The 18,573-nt window shown below is 58.5% G+C and carries 21 protein-coding genes; 14 read left to right on the top strand and 7 right to left on the bottom strand.

From position 1 onward, the window contains the following. Window positions 1–61 precede the first annotated feature (61 nt). From RBB49_RS14900 to RBB49_RS14890, 3 genes are read right to left on the bottom strand one after another with little or no spacing between them, the layout of a single operon-like run. A complete protein-coding gene (locus RBB49_RS14900) occupies window positions 62–499 on the bottom strand; it encodes an SRPBCC domain-containing protein (RefSeq protein ID WP_306143632.1) in 438 nt (145 codons plus the stop codon). Then, complete coding sequence (locus tag RBB49_RS14895) at window positions 496–837, bottom strand: helix-turn-helix transcriptional regulator (protein ID WP_306143631.1); 342 nt, start codon at window positions 835–837, stop codon at window positions 496–498. The genes RBB49_RS14900 and RBB49_RS14895 overlap by 4 nt, the downstream gene beginning before the upstream one ends. Beyond that, a complete protein-coding gene (locus tag RBB49_RS14890; RefSeq protein ID WP_306143630.1) occupies window positions 834–1,280 on the bottom strand; it encodes a cupin domain-containing protein in 447 nt (148 codons plus the stop codon). Before RBB49_RS14890 ends, RBB49_RS14895 begins: the two co-directional genes overlap by 4 nt. Window positions 1,281–1,437: 157 nt before the next feature. Here RBB49_RS14890 and RBB49_RS14885 point away from each other — a divergent pair, with 157 nt between their 5' ends. From RBB49_RS14885 to moaA, 3 genes are all read left to right on the top strand, one after another. Continuing rightward, a complete protein-coding gene (locus tag RBB49_RS14885) occupies window positions 1,438–2,544 on the top strand; it encodes a twin-arginine translocation pathway signal protein (protein ID WP_306143629.1) in 1,107 nt (368 codons plus the stop codon). Continuing rightward, complete coding sequence (locus tag RBB49_RS14880) at window positions 2,537–2,983, top strand: MarR family winged helix-turn-helix transcriptional regulator (protein ID WP_306143628.1); 447 nt, start codon at window positions 2,537–2,539, stop codon at window positions 2,981–2,983. Before RBB49_RS14885 ends, RBB49_RS14880 begins: the two co-directional genes overlap by 8 nt. 210 nt (window positions 2,984–3,193) lie before the next feature. After that, window positions 3,194–4,183, top strand: coding sequence for a GTP 3',8-cyclase MoaA (gene moaA, locus RBB49_RS14875; protein ID WP_306143692.1), 990 nt, complete (start codon window positions 3,194–3,196; stop codon window positions 4,181–4,183). A gap of 40 nt (window positions 4,184–4,223) precedes the next feature. Here moaA and RBB49_RS14870 read toward each other — a convergent pair whose 3' ends face one another. Together RBB49_RS14870 and RBB49_RS14865 are read right to left on the bottom strand one after the other, a co-directional pair. Further along, window positions 4,224–5,462, bottom strand: coding sequence for a multidrug effflux MFS transporter (locus RBB49_RS14870; protein WP_306143627.1), 1,239 nt, complete (start codon window positions 5,460–5,462; stop codon window positions 4,224–4,226). A gap of 319 nt (window positions 5,463–5,781) precedes the next feature. After that, window positions 5,782–6,930 (bottom strand): Mrp/NBP35 family ATP-binding protein, encoded by a 1,149-nt coding sequence (locus tag RBB49_RS14865; protein WP_306143626.1) that lies wholly within the window; start codon window positions 6,928–6,930, stop codon window positions 5,782–5,784. A gap of 251 nt (window positions 6,931–7,181) precedes the next feature. Between RBB49_RS14865 and RBB49_RS14860 the strand changes: the two genes are divergently transcribed. From RBB49_RS14860 to glp, 7 genes are all read left to right on the top strand, one after another. Then, window positions 7,182–7,862, top strand: a complete 681-nt coding sequence (locus RBB49_RS14860; protein WP_306143625.1) for an SDR family oxidoreductase — start codon at window positions 7,182–7,184, stop codon at window positions 7,860–7,862. A 30-nt stretch (window positions 7,863–7,892) separates the two neighbouring features. Continuing rightward, window positions 7,893–8,483 carry a GNAT family N-acetyltransferase gene (locus RBB49_RS14855; protein WP_306143624.1) on the top strand — a complete coding sequence of 197 codons (591 nt, stop codon included), beginning with the start codon at window positions 7,893–7,895 and terminating at the stop codon, window positions 8,481–8,483. A 201-nt stretch (window positions 8,484–8,684) separates the two neighbouring features. Next, on the top strand, window positions 8,685–9,143 hold the full coding sequence (locus RBB49_RS14850) for a BLUF domain-containing protein (RefSeq protein WP_306143623.1): 459 nt from the start codon (window positions 8,685–8,687) through the stop codon (window positions 9,141–9,143). A gap of 235 nt (window positions 9,144–9,378) precedes the next feature. Beyond that, window positions 9,379–10,257 carry a formate dehydrogenase accessory sulfurtransferase FdhD gene (gene fdhD / locus RBB49_RS14845; RefSeq protein WP_306143622.1) on the top strand — a complete coding sequence of 293 codons (879 nt, stop codon included), beginning with the start codon at window positions 9,379–9,381 and terminating at the stop codon, window positions 10,255–10,257. A 17-nt stretch (window positions 10,258–10,274) separates the two neighbouring features. Next, the gene (gene mobA / locus RBB49_RS14840; RefSeq protein WP_306143691.1) at window positions 10,275–10,907 is read left to right on the top strand and encodes a molybdenum cofactor guanylyltransferase MobA; all 633 of its coding nucleotides are present in this window, start codon (window positions 10,275–10,277) and stop codon (window positions 10,905–10,907) included. Next, complete coding sequence (gene mobB / locus RBB49_RS14835; RefSeq protein ID WP_306143621.1) at window positions 10,904–11,425, top strand: molybdopterin-guanine dinucleotide biosynthesis protein B; 522 nt, start codon at window positions 10,904–10,906, stop codon at window positions 11,423–11,425. Before mobA ends, mobB begins: the two co-directional genes overlap by 4 nt. After that, window positions 11,422–12,699: a gephyrin-like molybdotransferase Glp gene (gene glp, locus RBB49_RS14830; protein ID WP_306143620.1), complete on the top strand. Its 1,278-nt coding sequence runs from the start codon at window positions 11,422–11,424 to the stop codon at window positions 12,697–12,699. Before mobB ends, glp begins: the two co-directional genes overlap by 4 nt. Window positions 12,700–12,736: 37 nt before the next feature. On the opposite strand, the gene RBB49_RS14825 is transcribed toward glp, so the two are convergent. After that, complete coding sequence (locus RBB49_RS14825; RefSeq protein ID WP_306143619.1) at window positions 12,737–13,732, bottom strand: MBL fold metallo-hydrolase; 996 nt, start codon at window positions 13,730–13,732, stop codon at window positions 12,737–12,739. Between the two features lie 179 nt (window positions 13,733–13,911). Here RBB49_RS14825 and RBB49_RS14820 point away from each other — a divergent pair, with 179 nt between their 5' ends. Next, window positions 13,912–14,835: a LysR family transcriptional regulator gene (locus RBB49_RS14820; protein WP_306143618.1), complete on the top strand. Its 924-nt coding sequence runs from the start codon at window positions 13,912–13,914 to the stop codon at window positions 14,833–14,835. A gap of 124 nt (window positions 14,836–14,959) precedes the next feature. Here the strand turns inward: RBB49_RS14820 and RBB49_RS14815 are convergent, their stop codons facing one another. Further along, window positions 14,960–15,607 carry a glutathione S-transferase family protein gene (locus RBB49_RS14815; RefSeq protein WP_306143617.1) on the bottom strand — a complete coding sequence of 216 codons (648 nt, stop codon included), beginning with the start codon at window positions 15,605–15,607 and terminating at the stop codon, window positions 14,960–14,962. A gap of 403 nt (window positions 15,608–16,010) precedes the next feature. Here RBB49_RS14815 and RBB49_RS14810 point away from each other — a divergent pair, with 403 nt between their 5' ends. From RBB49_RS14810 to RBB49_RS14800, 3 genes are all read left to right on the top strand, one after another. After that, entirely contained in the window at window positions 16,011–16,787 is a 777-nt protein-coding gene (locus RBB49_RS14810; protein ID WP_306143616.1) for an ABC transporter substrate-binding protein, read from the top strand. 133 nt (window positions 16,788–16,920) lie between these two features. Then, entirely contained in the window at window positions 16,921–17,634 is a 714-nt protein-coding gene (locus RBB49_RS14805; protein WP_306143615.1) for an ABC transporter permease, read from the top strand. Then, window positions 17,631–18,542 carry an ABC transporter permease gene (locus RBB49_RS14800; RefSeq protein WP_306143614.1) on the top strand — a complete coding sequence of 304 codons (912 nt, stop codon included), beginning with the start codon at window positions 17,631–17,633 and terminating at the stop codon, window positions 18,540–18,542. The genes RBB49_RS14805 and RBB49_RS14800 overlap by 4 nt, the downstream gene beginning before the upstream one ends. The last annotated feature ends 31 nt before the right edge of the window (window positions 18,543–18,573 follow it).

The following is an 18,573-nucleotide window of genomic DNA, read 5'->3' as shown; positions in this document are numbered from 1 at the left end:
CGCGCGTCTGGATCAACCGAGCGACCGGCAATTTCCCGCCGGCCGCTGAATTTGAAGCGGGTTACTCCGCAGGCACAGCCTCGCGGACCTGCACACGGAACCGCCCGAAGTGTTCGTCCCAACCCGCATCGAGTGCGCTCAGCATCATGAAGGCCGCTTCGCCTGCCGCCTGCTCAATCCCTTCATGAACGAGGGTCAGGCGTGTTCCGCCGACCGCATCCTCCAGCAACCAGCGCACTGTGGTCATGGCTCCGTTCAGCGGTTTCACAGTGAAGGTGTAGACGAGACGCTCATGCGGTTTCATTTCCAGGACCTTGCCCCAGCAGATCCTTTCCATGTCGCCATGCTGGTCGAGGAGCGTGTAGTCGGCGCCCTCCTTGAGATCCTCAACCGCAGGATGGAACCAGCGCGCCAGCTTGTCCTTCTCGGTGAGAAACGCCCAGACGTGCGTGCGGGGCGCATTGAGGAAAATTGTCTTGGTAATCGTCGTCGCTGTCATTTTGATTTTCCTTCCTGTTCCTTCATATCCTTGGCTATTTCACGCTGCAGATCCGCCAGTTTGGCGTCCCAGAAATGCTCGAAGAACCCGAGCCACTCGAAAGCCGATTTCAACGGTGCGGGCGACAGGCTCTTTCTCCGCTCCCGTCCGATTGTCTCGCTCCTGACAAGACCGCCTTCCTCGAGAATCGCCAGATGTTTGTTGATCGCGGTGCGGGTGATGCCGAAACGTTCCGAAATCTCGGAGATCGCGAGGCTTTCCCTGCTCAGGTGCAGAAGAATCTCGCGCCGGGTCGGATCCGAAAGCGCACGAAAGACGGATTGCGGTCCCGTGTTCATTGGCGCCCCTCCCCGACCGGCAAGAAGTCGAAGGGACCGTCCTGGTAAAGAAACGTGACGCAATCGATTTGCGAGACGCATTTGCTCAGGTGCGGTAGCCCGGCGGGAATTTCGTAGTAGTCCCCGCTTTTCAGCACTTTTTCCCTGCCACCAATCCGGTCACCGGCCACGTGAACCATTTCACCGGTAACGACAAGGCCAAACATTCCGGCGCTTTTGACATGAACCGGACTGACCAGGCCGGCGGGCAGCCGCACCATTGCCATGTAGCTTTCCTCGAAGCGGTTCCCTCTCAGCGGTGCAAACGCAACGCCTTCACCGGTTGTTTGCCATTCCAGATCCGACCGGGCAGACAGTTTGATCTCATCCGCATCGGCCTCATGGGCCACCACGCCCGCGATCAGGGAGAGAGCCGCTGCTCCCAGGGATTTCATCAATTTCATTGGCCACTCCTTTGCAACACCTTTTGGTGTCATTTTAAATAACACCTTTTAGTGTCATTACAAGTCCTCACGCCAAATTTTCAAATTTTCTGCAGTCAGGTTGATTTTAGTTCGATTTCGCACTATTTAGTGCGATATCGTACCAATGGAGATCCTGATGACCCTGACACGCAGACAAACGCTTGCCATTCTCGGAGGCGGAACCGTGGTCGCGGCGACCGCATCGGCCGGTGCCTTCCTGGCGACGCGAACGCCGGAAAAGGCACTCGCACCCTGGAACACTGCCGGCGCTTATGAAGACCCGAGGCTGTTCGCCCTGTCCCACGCGTTGCTGGCCCCCAACCCGCACAACCGGCAGCCCTGGCTGCTCGAACTCAAAGGCAGCGATCAGTTTGTCCTTCACCGGGACAAGACCCGGGACCTGCCGCATACCGATCCGTTCCTGCGGCAGATTTTTGTCGGGCTGGGCTGCTTTCTGGAGCAGATGGCCATCGCTGCAACGCTGAAAGACAGGACGGCAGATATCGCGCTTTTTCCGGAAGGTGAAGACGGGCCGGTTGCTCATGTCAGTCTGCGACAGGGAAGCACCGTCGATCCGCTGGCCGGCTACATACTCTCACGGCGCTCTTGCAAGGAACCGTTTCAGGATACGCCTGTTCCCGAAAGTGAAGCTGCCGCGCTCGAAGCGTTTGGAAGCGTCATAACCGACGCCGGTCAGGTCGCACGGATCCGGGACCTGACCTGGAACGCCTGGCTTACGGAAATGCAGACCCCCAGAACCTTGAAGGAAAGCGTCGACCTGATGCGGTTCGGCAAGTCCGAGATCAATGCCAATCCCGACGGCATCGATCTGGGCGGTCCGTTTCTGGAAACGCTGATGCTTGCCGGTGTTTTGAACCGCGCAGACCAGCTCGACCCCGCATCCACCGGATTTCAGGAAGGAGTGAAAATCTTCCGAGAGATGCTCGCTGCGACCCCGGCCTATGTCGTGCTGACAACCCGCGAAAACAGGCGAGGCGATCAGATAGACGCCGGCCGGCGCTGGCTGCGCCTGAACCTTGAAACGACGAGACTCGGGCTCGCATTGCATCCGGTCAGCCAGGCGCTCCAGGAATTCGAGGAAATGCGGCCGCATTACCGCGAGGCCCATGAACTTCTTGCCAAACCGGGAGAAACGGTTCAGATGCTGGGCAGGTTGGGTTACGGTCCCGCAACCCCGCCTTCCCCGCGCTGGCCGCTTGAAACACGGATCATGAATGGATAACGAGACAAGGACGCTCTTTTTTGCATTCTTCAATGAAATCGGAATCATCGCGCAGCTCAGCCGAACTGCGCTTGAAGCCCGGCTGCCCAAGGGCCTGACCCTACCGCATTTCAGCGTGGTCAATCACCTGATCCGCGTGAAAAACGGTCAGACACCCCTCGCGCTTGCGAAAGCGTTCCAGGTCCCGAAAACCACAATGACCCATACTCTGAACGGCCTGGTGGAACACGGATTTGTCGAGATCCGCCCGAACCCTGAAGACGGGCGCAGCAAAACCGTCTGGTTGACGGAAACAGGCCGCCGGTTTCGCGATGCTGCAATCAAATCAATCGATCCCGATATCGACGCCTTCCGCGCGCAATATCCGGAAGACAGGATCCGGGATCTGGTTCCTTCCCTTTCGGAAATACGCGCGCTCCTCGATGCAAACCGCGACTAAGTGGCAATGTGCGTCCGATTGACAAAACTACACTGGCAAGTTTACCTGTAGTCGAGGTGCTGACAGACAGAGCGGTTTCCATTGCTATTGTCTCAAGGCGCGCCATATGATGTGGTCAAGAAAAATGAACGCATGGGAGAGAGACGCGTGACTGACGGGAAAATTGTCGTTCCTACCAATTCGGCCGATGCCCTGGGCCCGACATCTCCTATGATTGATCCCTTCGGACGCGCGGTCACGTACCTGCGCGTTTCGGTGACAGACCGCTGCGATTTCAGATGTGTTTACTGCATGGCGGAAGACATGACCTTCCTTCCAAAGCGGGAGGTCCTGAGCCTTGAGGAACTCGACCGGCTTTGCTCCGCGTTCATAGAAAAAGGCGTTCGCAAACTGCGCCTCACCGGCGGCGAGCCGCTGGTACGCAAGAACATCATGAGCCTGATCCGGAGCCTCGGACGGCACCTGGACAGCGGCGCTCTCGAAGAATTGACGATCACCACCAATGGATCGCAACTCGCCCGTTACGCCAACGAGCTATATGACTGCGGTGTCCGCCGCATCAACGTCTCCATCGACACGCTGGATGCGCAGAAGTTCAAGGCGGTTACCCGCTGGGGCGATCTTGAAAAGGTCCTTGGCGGCATCCGTGCCGCGACCGCCGCGGGCTTGAAAATCAAGATCAACATGGTGGCCCTCAAGGACGTCAACGAACACGAAATCGTCGACATGCTGGAGTGGTGTCATGGTGAAGGTCACGACCTGACACTGATCGAGACCATGCCGCTCGGCGAGATCGATGGCGACCGCACCGACCAGTATCTGCCCCTCTCAACGGTGCGCCAGCGGCTGTCGGAGCAATTCACGCTGACGGACATTCCCTACAAAACCGGCGGGCCGGCCCGATATGTGACGATCGAGGAAACCGGTGGACGTCTCGGCCTCATCACGCCGCTGACCCACAATTTCTGCGAAAGCTGCAACCGCGTGCGCGTCACCTGCACCGGCCAGCTTTACATGTGCCTCGGGCAGGACGACATGGCTGATCTTCGGGCTCCGCTGCGCGCATCGGAAGGCAACGAGATCCTGAACGATGCCATAGACGAGGCAATCGGGCGCAAACCCAAGGGGCATGATTTCGTCATCGACCGGAAATCCAGGCAACCGGCTGTTTCACGCCACATGAGCGTGACTGGCGGCTGATTGCCGCCATCCGGTTACTTTGTTCCTCTCCCAGGCATGATCACTCGGCTGGCACAAGGCGTTGTGCCGCCGAAGCCCGTTTGATCGTCAGTGCTGCAACAAGATTGGCGGCAGCTCCGAACATCATGATCAGGATCATGCTCCAGACAGATCCTGCGAGAAAACTGCCGGCAAAGAGCCACGCAACGAGCGTCCCGGCAGCGGCCCCCCACCCCACCTGCATCGAAGCAACCAGACCGGATGCGGATCCGGCGTGCTCGGGACGGACACTTACGGCACCGGAAATGGTGCTTGGCAGACATATACCGTTGCCGAGACCCAGCACGAACATGGGCAGGAAGATACTTGTTGCCGTCACGACCCCGGCATAGGCAAGCCCTCCCATCAGCGCGACACAAAGAAGACTCAACAGCGTTCCCGAGATGATCATCGGATAAAGCCCGACGCGCTCGGAAAACTTGCCCGACAGGAAGTTGCCCACGATGTAACCGACGGCAACGAGCATGAAGTACAAACCCATCTCCGCGGCGCTCAAGGAGAGAAGCTGAGCGGCAATAAAGGGCGCTCCGCCCAGGTAGGCGAAATAGGTCAGCGCGGAAAAGGAGGCCGTAAGAGCATAGCTCCAGAAAAGAGGCTCACCCATCAAGATGCGATAGGCGCGGAACGCGCGTCCGAAGCCGGCCGAACTGCGCATCAGATTGGTTTCGGGAAGTGACAGATAGCTTGTAACGAAAACCCCGACCCCGATCAGCAGAAGCAGAACGAAACCGCCCTGCCATCCATAATACTGGTCGAGAACGCCACCGAGCGCGGGTGCGATCGTCGGCATGACCGCCATGCCCATCGTGACATAGCCGATCCGGCTTGCCGCCTGAGCGGGACCGTAAAGATCCCTGACGATCGCCCTTGCCAGCACGATGCCGGCGCTCCCTCCCGCAGCCTGCACGACACGCGCTGCGATCAGCCATTCGATCGAGGGAGCAAACAGGCACCAGACCGTTGCCGACACGAACAGAGCCATTCCGGCGATGATAACCGGACGGCGACCGAACTGGTCGGACAGAGGTCCCCAGAAGAGTTGCGAAATTGCCAGAGCGATGAAGTAGGCGGACATGGACAGCTGAATTTCGCCGGCCGATGCCGAAAACACGATCATCATGCCGGCCAAAGAAGGCAGATAGATCTGCATAGCCAGCGGACTGACGGTCGAAATCGCAATCAGAACGCCAAGAGACGGTGCCTTTGCAATTCTGTTCTGCTCTGGATGGCCATAGTCCATTCCTCAGCGCGATCCCTACGTAAGATTGAAATCTTTCTTCACTCAACGCAGGGTACTCTATAGTCGAGGCGTGATCCGTCCGTGAAACAAATCGGGTATCTTTGAGACAATTGCGACCCGAATTGCTTCACGCAGGGGAATCTTTCCCTAAAACCTTGACTTTCATAAACTTTTTAAAAGTTGTGGCAAAGGAGAAAAAAAACAATCTTGCCGCGATCAGTTCCCGTTCGAACCGATCGCGTTCAGTCGCATTCGCACGTAATTCTGGATCCCGCGCACTCGGATTCGTCTCAATGAGCGGATAACCGAACCTTTCCGCTCACTCGAACACGATTTTGGGCGCAGCCCTCTCGGGCGAAGCCGCAGCGCTCTCGATTGAAGAGACAACCTGCCTTGCGATCGTCTTGTAAATCGCGGCCACGGGCCCCTCGGGATCGGAGACCACAATGGGCGTCCCCGCGTCCGAGGTCTCCCGTATTTTCATGGTCAGGGGAATTTCCCCGAGGAACGGAACGCCGAGCCGGTCCGCTTCCGCGCGCGCACCGCCATGGCCGAATATGTCGTGCCGGCTGCCGCAATCCGGGCACAGAAAATAGCTCATGTTCTCGATGATCCCGAGTACGGGCACATCGACCCGCTTGAACATGTTGAGCCCCTTGCGGGCATCGATCAGTGCCAGGTCCTGAGGCGTCGACACAATCACGGCACCGGCCAGAGGCACCTGCTGCGCCATCGTGAGCTGGGCGTCACCGGTGCCCGGGGGCATATCGACAACAAGCACATCGAGATCACCCCAGGCGACTTCCCGGAGCATCTGGGTCAGCGCCGAGATGACCATCGGCCCGCGCCAGATCATCGGTGTTTCCTCCTCGACCATGAAGCCCATGGACATGACCTTGATTCCGTAGCCCTCAAGCGGTTTCAGAACCCGTCCGGAAACGGTTTCGGGGCGGCCGGAGACATTGAAGAGCCGGGGGACGGAGGGACCGTAGATGTCGGCATCCAGAACACCGACTTTCAGTCCGTTTGCCGCCATACCCAGCGCCAGGTTGGCCGTAGTTGTCGATTTACCTACCCCTCCCTTGCCCGAGGCTACGGCGATGATGTGCTTGATGCCCGGCACGCCGGGCTTGTCCGCAGCCTGTTCTTCGGGTGCGCGCTGCGCGGGCCGGGGTGCCGGTTTGGGTGCGGACGGGGTGTTGCGCGCAGCGCCCGGGGCGCGCTCGGCCGTGAGTGCAACCATGGCATTTTCAACACCATCGACTTCCCTCACGACTTTCTCTGCCGCCTGGCGCAAGGGTTCGAGTTCCTGCGCCCGTTCTGCCGGGACAGTGATTGAAAAGGCAACGCGGCCATCGGAAACGAACACATCGGATACCAGCCCGAGCGAGACAATATTACCTTCAAGGTCCGGACCCTTGATCTGCTTCAGGCTCTCGATCACGGCCTGCTTGATTCCATCGCTCATTGCACTGTCCTGTTCCGTTGCACGCTGTCTGAAAGAACCAGCGGTATTTCGCAACGGAATCTAATTTGCGGCCCAATAAAAACAAGCCGCCAAATTGCTGCATCCGTCGCTTTTGGGTCCGGAATGAACACAGGCGTGCCAATTTCCCGCAACATCGCCAAATGCCGGTTGCGTTGCGGATGACGCGCGCTAATCTACCGGTCCACAGTGAATTGGCTAATTTCCCCGCCGCCGGAACCTCAGGACGTCACATGCCCACCTGTCTTATCACCGCCACCAATCGCGGGATCGGCCTTGAACTTGCGCGCAAGGCACTGGCCGACGGCTGGAAGGTCTATGGATCGGTCAGGTCGCAATCTGCAGCGAAAGAGAGCGCGGCAGCACTCGGTGATGCCTATGCCCCTCTTGTGTTCGACGTGACCGACCATGACGCCGTGGGCCGTGCAGCGGCGGGTCTCGATGAAGAGCTCGACCTCTTGATCAACAATGCCGGCATCATCACGCCGGCACGCCAGTCGCCGCTCGACATGGACTTTCAGGGTTTCCTGAAAACGCTGGAGGTCAACACGCTTGCTCCGCTGGCGGTCTCCCAGCTCTTCCTGCCTCACCTGAGAAGATCGCGTTCTGCAAGGATCCTCACGATTTCCAGCCAGATGTCGTGGATGGGGTATCGCAAGGCCGACACCCTCGCCTACCGGGCCTCGAAAGCGGCGGTCAACAAGGTCATGCAGGGCCTTGCAACCGAACTTGAGCCCGATGGTATTCCGGTAGCCCTGATCGATCCGGGCTGGGTGCGCACGTCAATGGGTGGGCCTGCCGCCGACAATTGCCCTGTCGATGTTGCCGCGGGTATCCTGAAGGTCGCAGCCGAGCTCGACCTTGAACGAACGGGCCGGTTTTTCAAGTGGAACGGTGAAGAGCGTTCATTCTGAAGCACGGCATTGAAATACAGGAGCGACGACATGAGCTGGCCCCTTCCCGTTACCCTGAGCGGCAGCCACGCGACCCTATGTCCTCTCGCCCACACCCATGCCGCAGACCTGGCAGAAGCTGCCGCTGAAGGAGACCTCTGGAAAGCCTGGTACACATCCATTCCCGAGCCCGGCAAGATGGACGACGAGATCAAACGCCGCCTTGCGTTGCAGGAGGCCGGATCGATGCTGCCCTTCGCTGTGCTGAAGCCGGACGGAACCGCCGTCGGCATGACCACTTACATGAATATCGACGCTGTCCACAAACGCGTTGAGATCGGCTCGACCTGGTACCGGAAGTCCGTCCAGAGAACGGGACTGAACTCCGAATGCAAACGCATGCTGCTGGCGCATGCATTCGAAGACCTGGACTGCATTGCCGTAGAGTTCAGGACCCACTTCATGAACAGGCAGAGCCGCGCGGCAATCGAACGCCTCGGCGCAAAACTGGATGGCGTGCTCAGATCACATCAGCGCGCCTCCGACGGGTCATTGAGGGACACGGCCGTCTATTCGATTCTTGCTCATGAATGGCCGGCCGTCAGAACGGGGCTGGATTACAAACTGTCCCAGCAACCATAGTTTTCCACACAAGATTTGGACGCCGGTTTTTCACAGGTTTCTTTAACCAAGATCTCAATCGTGAAGCACTGTTTTCCTCAGAACTTTGCGATCTCTTCGGTGTTTCCCCACTTCTTCTTCCAATTTGACTAAGATTTTAAGCAATTGTGAGGAATTGAGGCGCAGGCTTGGTCTATCGGCACAGAAACGATTGGACACGCAATGGAGCTCTACCGCGCCTGCTATCGCAGCAAAATCAAATGGGACAACATGCGCCTGCCGTTGCCCGACGAAATCGACAGAACGCTTCTGCGTATCCGCCGGATAAACCGCAAGGCAGGCGTGACCGGCGCCCTGCTGCTGGTTGATCAGCATATCGTCCAGGTCCTTGAAGGACAGACCGGCCAGGTGCTGGACACCGTTTACTGTGTGATGAACGATCCGCGCCTGGAGAGCATTGAAGGCATCATTCACGAGCCTGTCGATTTTCGCCTGTTTCCGAATTCGCTCATGTTCTTCCGCGATCTGACGGACGGCGTTGCTGCATCTGCTTACCCGGTGCTGCGGCCGCTGCTGGATCATCCGGGCCAGGTCACCCGGCACGAAGCCTATCTGGCCTTCAGCCATTTCGCAGCCGAACTGCAGGCAGGAAGGCTTACCAACGACATGCTGATGATCTGAACCGAATCGCTGCATTGCCGCCGCCAGACCGATCGCAATGCGCAAGACGTACCTTCCGGAAAACACACCCAGTCCAGTCGGTGTTTCCGGAACGCAAACCTTCTGCTTTCAAGCACCTGTTGCCGTTCCCGGCGGTCGCGCCGGGCAGACGGCAATTTGCGCAGTTAAGACCTTGCCCTTTCCCCGCTGCGTCCCATAGTCTCTCCAGAACAATCTGTTGTGGAGTTATGCGCCTTTGTCAGGCCCTTATGTGCTGAAACCCGACCCGCTGGATGCCAGGCTTTCAACGACGGTCACCGGTATCGATCAAAACGGCAAATCGGTTGAAACAAGGGTCGTGACCGAAAAGCCCCTGACCCTTTATCTCAACTCGCAAGAAGTCGTCACGATGATGACCATCGGCGATCATCCCGATCTGCTTGCGGTGGGATACCTGAAGAATCAGAACATGCTGGCAGACGATGATGTCGTGACCGATATCGATTTTGACGAGGATCTTGACGTTGTCGTCGTTCGAACCGAACGGGAAACCGACTACGAGGAAAAGCTGAAAAAGAAAGTGCGCACGTCAGGATGTGCGCAAGGGACCGTTTTCGGCGATGTCATGGATGGTTTTGAAACAGCCTCGCTTCCGGCGAACGCAAGGTTGCGAACGTCCTGGCTTTACAGTCTCACCAAGGCAATCAACACGACGCCGTCCCTCTATCTGGAAGCCGGCGCAATCCACGGCTGCGTTCTGTGCCAGGAAGACAGGCCGCTCGTCTATATGGAAGACGTCGGACGGCACAATGCAGTCGACAAGATTGCCGGGTGGATGGTGCTGAACGGCATCCCGGCGGGCGACAAGATCTTCTATACGACAGGCCGGCTGACTTCGGAGATGGTGATAAAGACCGTCATGATGGGAATCCCCATCCTCGTGTCGCGATCCGGATTTACAGCCTGGGGGGTCGAACTGGCGCAGCAGGCAGGCTTGACCCTTATCGGCCGCGCAAGGGGGAAAAGGTTCGTGGCCCTGGCGGGATCTGAACGCATAGAGTTCGACATGGATCCCGAAACCGCAGAAGACGAACCGGAAAAATCAAAACGAAAAGGGAGCCTGGCAGCGCAATGATGGCAAAGCGCGAAGCCTTGACCACAGACAGGGTGCTCGGTTGCGTCCTCGCAGGCGGACAGTCGCGGCGCATGGGCGGCGGCGACAAGAGCCTTCTTGATATCGGCGGAAAGTCGATGCTCGACGTCATCCTCACCCGGCTGTCAACACAGGTTCCCGACATCGTTCTCAACGCCAATGGAGACCCGGATCGTTTTGCACAGTTCGGGCTACCCGTCGTTCCCGATCCGGTCGGTGAATTTGCGGGGCCTCTTGCAGGCGTCCTGGCCGGACTGACCTATGCAGACAAGAATATGCCCGGCGTCAGCCACGTGATCTCGGTCGCCGGGGATACACCGTTTTTTCCGACGAATCTCGTCGAGCGCTTATGCTCTGCGGTTCCGGCCGATGCTCCGGTCATCGCGCTGGCCTCTTCGTCGAGCAAACTTCACCCCGTATTCGGGCTCTGGCCCGTCAGGCTGAAAGACGATCTTCACACATGGCTTGAGACCGGGCAAAGCGGAAAGGTGCTTGCCTTCGTTGACCGGCACGACAGTGTCGAAGTGTCCTTCGAACTAGACCGGAAAACGGGCCTCGATCCCTTTTTCAATGCCAACAAGCCAGACGATCTGGCGACCGTCCGCAATACGCTGAGTGCGCGCTTCTCATGACAACCACACCCGTCTTCGGTATCACCGGCTGGAAGAATTCCGGCAAGACCCAACTGGTGACCAGGCTGGTTGCGGAATTCACGGCACGTGGTTTCAAGGTGTCCACCGTCAAGCACGCGCACCACAATTTCGATATCGACAAGCCGGGCGCGGACAGCTACCGCCACCGGGAAGCCGGTGCGAGCGAAGTCGCGCTGGTCTCCGGGCGCCGATGGGCATTGATGCATGAATTGAGGCAGGAGGACGAACCATCGCTCGCGGACATTCTTGCGCGGCTCGCCCCCTGCGATCTTGTCATGATCGAAGGCTACAAGCGCGAGGATCATCCGAAGATTGAGGCACGCCGCCTGGAAACCGTTGATCGCGGAGCCCTCGCCCCGCAGGATCCGAATATCATGGCCATCGCCTCGGATCACGCCCTGCCAGGCGAAACGCTGCCCGTCTTCGATCTGGACGACGTTCCGTCCATGGCGGATTTCATTGAGCGTCACCTCGATCTGAAGAGGGTGGAACGATGACCGCGAAACGGCTTCTGGACGACTGCTTTCTGCACGACAAGGACCGGCTGAAGCATCACGAGGCGCTCGGCATCCTGAAGGACAGGTTGTCGGCGATCGCGGAGGTTGAAACCGTCCGTCTCGAAGACGCGCTTGAGCGGATCCTCGCAGAAGACGTGACGGCACCGCGCGACGTTCCCCTCGCCGACAATTCCGCCGTGGACGGCTACGCGTTCCGGCATTCGGATTTCGACGAGGCCGGCGGATTTTTCCGGCTTAATCAGCGCGTCGCCGCCGGTCACGCGAGTGATATCGTGCTGGGACCCTGGGCTGCGGCAAGGATTTTCACCGGTGCCGTGATGCCGCCCGGCTCAGACACCGTTGCAATGCAGGAGGACTGCGAAACCCACGCGCAGGACGGCGAGAACTTCGTCATCATTCCACAAGGCCTGAAAGCGGGAGCAAACTGCCGCAAAGCCGGTGAAGACGTCTCCGCCGGCACATCGATCCTGAAGGCCGGTCAAAGACTGCGCCCCCAGGACATTGCGGCTGTCGCGTCGACGGGCAAGCCGGACATCAGCGTCTACAGGAAGCTCAGGGTCGCACTTGTTTCGACCGGAGACGAATTGCGCCGCCCCGGTGACCTGATAACGGTCGGCGATGTCTATGACAGCAATCATTTCCTGCTGCGCGGTCTGTCGGCGATCGCCCCGGTCGAGACGGAAGATCTCGGTATCCTGAAGGATGACAAGGCACTCGTCGAACGCACCCTGCGTGACGCGTCACACCGGTTCGATGTCATCTTGACGACGGGCGGGGCGAGCCGCGGAGAAGAAGATCACATGCTTGAAGCGCTCGACCGGCTCGGGCAGCAGCACATGTGGCAACTGGCGATCAAGCCCGGCAGACCGATGATGTTCGGGACCATCGGATCCTCTGTTTTTCTCGGTCTTCCGGGAAATCCGGTTGCCGCTATGGTCTGCTTTCTGCTCTATGCACGGCCGGTCCTGAGCGTGCTCGCGGGCGGGCATTTCCTCCAGCCGCAGAGTTTTCAGGTTCCGGCCGGGTTCGACATTGCGAAAAAGAAACCCGATCGCCGGGAGTTCTACCGGGGCTATCTGGAAACCGATGACGAAGGCAGGCAGGTGGCCAGGAAATTCATGCGCGACGGCTCCGGGCTGATCACGGGACTGCGTGAGGCGGACGGCCTGATCGAGATCCCTGAAGACGCCACGCAAATCAAGGCAGGTGACATGGTCGCCTACCTGCCCTTTTCCGGCTTCGGCATAAGGTAAGCCCGGCAGCACGCTGCCGGGCTCAAGGTCGAATTCATCAATAGGCGTAGGGCCAACCGGCAGCCACGAAACGATAGGCATCGCCGTCCTTTGCGACCCGGCCCATACCCGGGAACGGGATGTGCGCCCCTGCAAAGAGCAGTTTGTCGCTTGCGGCCTGATCGAAGAATGACTTTCTGGTCTCGGCTGCCTTGCCGCTATCGATATCGAAACCGATACCCCAACCCGGCTGGTCAAACTGATAAACCGTCATGTGGATGATATCGCCCGCGATCACCAGAGTTTCGCCATTGCTGTCGAAAACGTAGCCTGTGTGACCAGGCGTGTGGCCCGGAAGCGCCATCGCGCTGACACCCGGCATCAGTTCCTTGTCGCCCGAAAACAGCGTCTGGCTGCCCTTGTAGGCGTCCGCTGCCTTGCGTGCACCCAGGAAGAAAGGCTTGAACTGTTCGGGTGCGCCGTTCATGGCCGCGTCGTCAAACCAGAACGCATTGTCGGTTTCCGGAAGCATGAGTTCAGCGTTGGCGAAAACACGGTTGCCATCGCCATCGACGGCTCCGAACAGATGATCGGGATGCATGTGCGTGATCAGGATGGCATCGATCTGATCCGGAGACACACCCGCTGCCTCAAGCGCCGACGGCAGACGTCCCATGGTCGGACCGAGCGCATCGGAGGTGCCCGCGTCTACGAGGACAAGCCGATCACCCGTGTTGACCAGGTAGGCGTTGACGGGAATGCGAAGAGCTTCGCCATCGATCAGCGCGGCATCTCTCAGCCGTTTGCCTTCTGCAGCGTCGTAACCGACGACCACTTCCGGCGTAACATCGAGGTAACCGTCCAGCAGCGCGGTCACTTCCATGTCGCCCACCTTGTAGCGCAGGGCTCCGGCCATCGGCGCGCCGGCTTTCGGGGCCGCGGCATTCGCGGCGCCACCCACAAGCGTCACACCGCCCGCAGCTGCGATTGCGCCAGCGCCAGTAGCGGCACCCAAAAGGGAACGTCTGGAAAGAGAGAAATTGGATTGGGTCATGAACTGCCTCCCGGCTTGACCTGAAGATGATGCATTTGAGGGCCGCCAACCGTGACACCGGCGGGGCCTCCTGAAAATTGTTTCATTCAATTTGTTTTTAAAGAGCGGCCAACCTTATAAAACTCATAAGCGTCATTTATATATATCGACGAACCGTCAACCGTTGGAAACAAGACCCCATGGACAAACTCAGCGCGCTTTCCGGTTTCGTTCAATCGGTCAATCTCGGCAGCTTTTCAGCTGCCGCCAAACATCTCGGGGTGTCCCAGCCGGCGATCAGCCAACAGATCCGCGGTCTTGAGGACCAGCTCGGCACGCGTCTGCTCAATCGAACGACGCGGCAACTTCAGCTGACCGAGGCCGGTGAACGCTACTACGCCTATGCGCGCGATATTCTGGATAGACTGGTTGAAGCCGACAGATCGATCCAGAGCGATGAGACACAGATGTCGGGTCCGCTCTCGATCGGTCTGCCGCTCGGATTTGCGGAGAGCGTACTGTCCGATTTTCTCATCCGTTTCAAGAAGGAGCATCCCTGCCTTCTGCTGGATATTTCCCTGTCCGACCAGTTCGTAGATGTCATCCAGGAACGGCTGGATGTCGCCATCCGGATGGGCGAAATCAGGGACGAACGGTTGATCGTGCGAAGGCTCGGCGTCGCGCAGCGCTGCCTGGTCGCCTCGCCGGAATATCTGGACAGGAAGGGCCGTCCGCGGCATCCGGCCGATTTGCCGGAGCATGACTACCTGCTCTACAAGAACATCTCGACGGGGGACCGGGTGCCGTTCATCAGCACACTGGGCGAGAAGCTGTCGATCAAGATCAATCCGGCGATGATCGTCAACAACTCCTCGACCCTTCGGCAGGCGGCGCTTGCCGGGCTAGGCATTTCAATTGCCAATCGCTGGCTGATCGAGCCTTACCTGGCCTCCGGTGAGCTGGAACTTGTTCTGCCCGAGTGGCAGTACCCGCCGCACCCGATCCACGCGGTCTATCCGTCCAATCGCTTCATTCCGATCAAGGTGCGCCGGTTCGTTGACAGGCTGCAGGACTATTTCAAGGAGATGGGCGCGCTGGACCAATCCTTCGAGTCGCGCGCCTGACAGGCCCGTCCGGCAAAAGCACGGCTCAAGGCAAGGCGCACCCGAAACGGAGCCCCTCACCCGCAATCCGGTCAATCGCCGCTGCAGACGAACGAACCGTCCGCCAAACCGGTGTCCGCGCCTCTCAGACCTCGTCGACGGCGACGTACCAGGTTTCCTTCAGGGCATCGGCTTCCCAGGCCTGCCAGGCCCGCGTCCCTGTCAGGGCAGCGTGATATTGCTGAAAAACCGGGTCTTCTGACAACGTATAGGTCGCAAACCGGCTCACAACCGGTGCGTACATGGCATCTGCGATCGAAAAGTCGCCGAACAGGAACGGTCCGCCGGACGCGTTCAGGCATTCATTCCAGATGTCCAGAATGCGCGACACATCCGCCCTGACGGCCTCATCCACGTCCATGACTTCCACCTGACGGCGCATGTTCATGGGACACGCATTCCTCAACGCCGAAAATCCGGAATGCATCTCCGCGGAAACGGCACGGGCTCGCGCACGCATTTGCCTGTCCTGCGGCAGGAGACCCTTTTCCGGAAAACACTCCGCGGCATATTCGAGGATCGCCAGACTGTCCCAGACCGTCAGGGATCCGTCCTTGAGCACCGGAACCTTCATGCTCGGTGAAAAGGCGCGAAACTCCGGATTGCCGTTTTCAAAATCGAAGGGAACGAGCTTCTCCTCAAAGGCAATGTCCTTGTGGCGCAGCGCAATCCATGGCCGGAACGACCAGGACGAATAGTTCTTGTTTCCGATGAAGAGTTCGAAGGATGTCATTCGGGCCTCCTGATATCGGGAACGGACATCACAAGGCCAGTTCGCGACAGTGACTGTTGTGTGGTGACACTTGCTTAGAGGGTCGGAACGGCCCGAACAAATTCAACTATTTCATGGATTCGATGAACAAGATTGATCTGTCCAGGCGCCGGGCATTCCAGATCCGCGCCGACAGGCCGGGCCGTATCGTTCAGTGGACGGCACGGTTCGTGGCGCTTGCGGCACAGCCAAATGGTGCTTTCCGTATCGGCACACAATCAGAAAGCGCAAAAAGCGCGTTTTACAATGTGTTTTTTTGTTAGGCATGCTTGAAATTTAGACCGAAGTGTATGGAATAGGGTCTTCGGGCAAAAAGGCGGGAAGAACCCGCTTGCGCCGCGACAAAATATTAGGGGAAATAAAAATGCGTGTTTTGCGTATGGCTGCAGCCGCAGTTGCTGTTCTGGCTGCCGTTGGTGGTGCTCAAGCAAAGGACTGGTCGAAAGTCCGTATCGGTACTGAAGGCGCCTACCCTCCATTCAACTCACTGACCTCCGACGGTCAGCTCGTCGGTTTTGACGTCGATATCGCCAAAGCCCTGTGTGAAGAGATGAAGGTCGAGTGTGAATTCATCACCTCGGACTGGGACGGGATCATTCCCGGCCTTCAGGCTGGCAAGTACGACGCTATCATTGCGTCCATGTCGATCACCGATGAGCGTAAGCAGAAGGTCGACTTCACCAACAAGTACTACAACACTCCGCCGGCAATTGCCGTACCGAAGGATTCCAGCATCGCCGGAACCACCGATGCGGATTTGAGCGGCATTGCGCTCGGCGCACAGTCGTCAACAACCCATTCCAACTACGCCGAGGAAAAACTGGGGTCGGCCGACCTCAAGCTTTACCCGACCCCGGATGAGTACAAGCTCGATATTGCCAGTGGCCGCATCGATGCCGTGATCGACGATGTCGTGGTGCTTTCCGACTGGCTGGCAACCGACGACGGTGCCTGCTGCAAGATCCTCGGCACGCTGACCCCGGACCCGGTCATCAACGGTGAAGGTGCCGGCATTGCCATCCGCAAGGATGACGGCGAGCTCAAGGACAAGTTCAACAAGGCCCTGGAAGCCATCCTTGCGAACGGCAAGTACAAGGAAATCAACGACAAGTACTTCACGTTCGACGTTTATGGCGGCTGATTTGACAGCCCATTGAAGAAAACAGGAGCGCGGCGCAAATCAGCGCCGCGCTTTCATTTGCGACAAAAGTCGCAATACCGGCCAGAGGGGTGGCCGGGCCAGCAACGACAAGAAAAGAAAGAAGCGCCGGCTTATGGAAGAAGCTTTGACGCTGCTGTCCTTCGGGGAAAATGGCTGGGGTGACACGATTGCCAAGGGTGTTCTGATCACCATTTCGCTTTCGCTTGCCACACTGCCCTTTGGGTTGATCATCGGTTTTCTGATCGCGCTCGCAAAAAACTCCAGCGAGCCAAGCCTCAAGCTGGCTGCCAATATCTACACGACAATCTTCCGAGGCCTGCCGGAATTGCTGACGCTGTTCCTGGTGTTTTTCGGGGTCCAGATCGGACTGCAGCAGCTTTTGAAGCTCATGGGCTTCGACATCTACATCGAAGTGAATTCCTTCGTCGCCGGCATGATCGCACTTTCGCTGGTGTTTTCTTCCTTCGCCTCGGAGGCGTTTCTGTCCGCCTTTCGCGGTATCCCTCAGGGACAATATGAAGGCGGCTATGCGCTCGGGCTGTCGCGCTTCAAGACCATGACACTGATTATCCTGCCGCAGCTCATCCGGCTGGCCCTGCCCGCGCTCGGCAATCTCTGGCTGATCCTCCTGAAGGATACGGCCCTGGTATCCACCATCGGCCTCTCTGACCTCCTGCGTGAAACCAGTATTGCCGCCAGGGTCACGAAAGAACCGTTCCTGTTCTTTGGCCTGGCGTGCCTGATTTACCTTGCACTGGCGATGATTTCCTCCGCGGCCTTCACGCGCATTGAGCGCTGGTCCAAACGCGGCGAGGTGCAAAGATGATTGCCCCGAACCCGACAACCGGGCTGAAACCGCCTCCGGCCCCGCCCCGCCCGTGGACCAATGCCAGGATTGCCGGTCATGTGCTCATGGCTCTTTGGATCGTCGCCGGCATCTCGCTCGTCGCCTACCTGATCGGCAATCTTGAAAAACCGATCCTGGAAGCCCTGCGCCCTTACCTTCCCGCAGACTGGGCGACCTGGGCGGATGCACAACTGGAAACGCATGAATTCGACAGCTTTCTGGAAAGATACGGCGCCAAATATGTCGAAGGCTTTCTGGTTACGCTTCAGATTGTCGGCCTGTCGCTTCTCTTCGGTGCCCTGCTGTCCATTCCGATCGCACTGGCGCGGTCGTCGAAGTGGAAAGTCTTTTCCGCACCCGCCTATGCCTATGTCTATTTCTTCCGCGGAACGCCTTTGCTCGCCCAGACCTTTTTGATCTATTACGGTTTCGGGTCCTTCCGGCCCGAACTGCAATCGGTTGGCCTGTGGTGGTTCTTCCGGGATGCGTTCTACTGTGTCGTCTTTGCGTTCTCGCTGAACACGGCTGCCTATCAGGCGGAAATCCTGCGCGGTGCGATCCAGAATATCGCAAAAGGCCAGTGGGAGGGCGCGGCCGCGCTGGGTCTCAACAGGCCCGTGACCTTCTTCAAGGTCATTCTGCCCCAGGCGCTCATGGTAGCGCTGCGACCCTATGGCAACGAGATCATTCTCATGATCAAGGGATCGGCCATTGCTGCCATCATCACGATCTACGATATCATGGGGGAAACCCGGCGCGCCTATTCCCGCACCTACGACTTCCAGGCCTATATCTGGGCGGCGGTCATCTATCTCATGATCGTGGAAACACTTCGCCGGGTCTGGGACAAGATCGAAGCGCGTCTCACCCGTCACCTGAAACGCTGACACCAGCCGTTTTTCAAGCTGCATCGCAACA

The sequence above is a fragment of the Roseibium sp. MMSF_3412 genome (genome assembly GCF_030733265.1).
GTDB lineage: Bacteria > Pseudomonadota > Alphaproteobacteria > Rhizobiales > Stappiaceae > Roseibium.
Note: the sequence above shows the minus strand (reverse complement) of the source record. Positions and strands in the feature narration are given on the sequence as shown.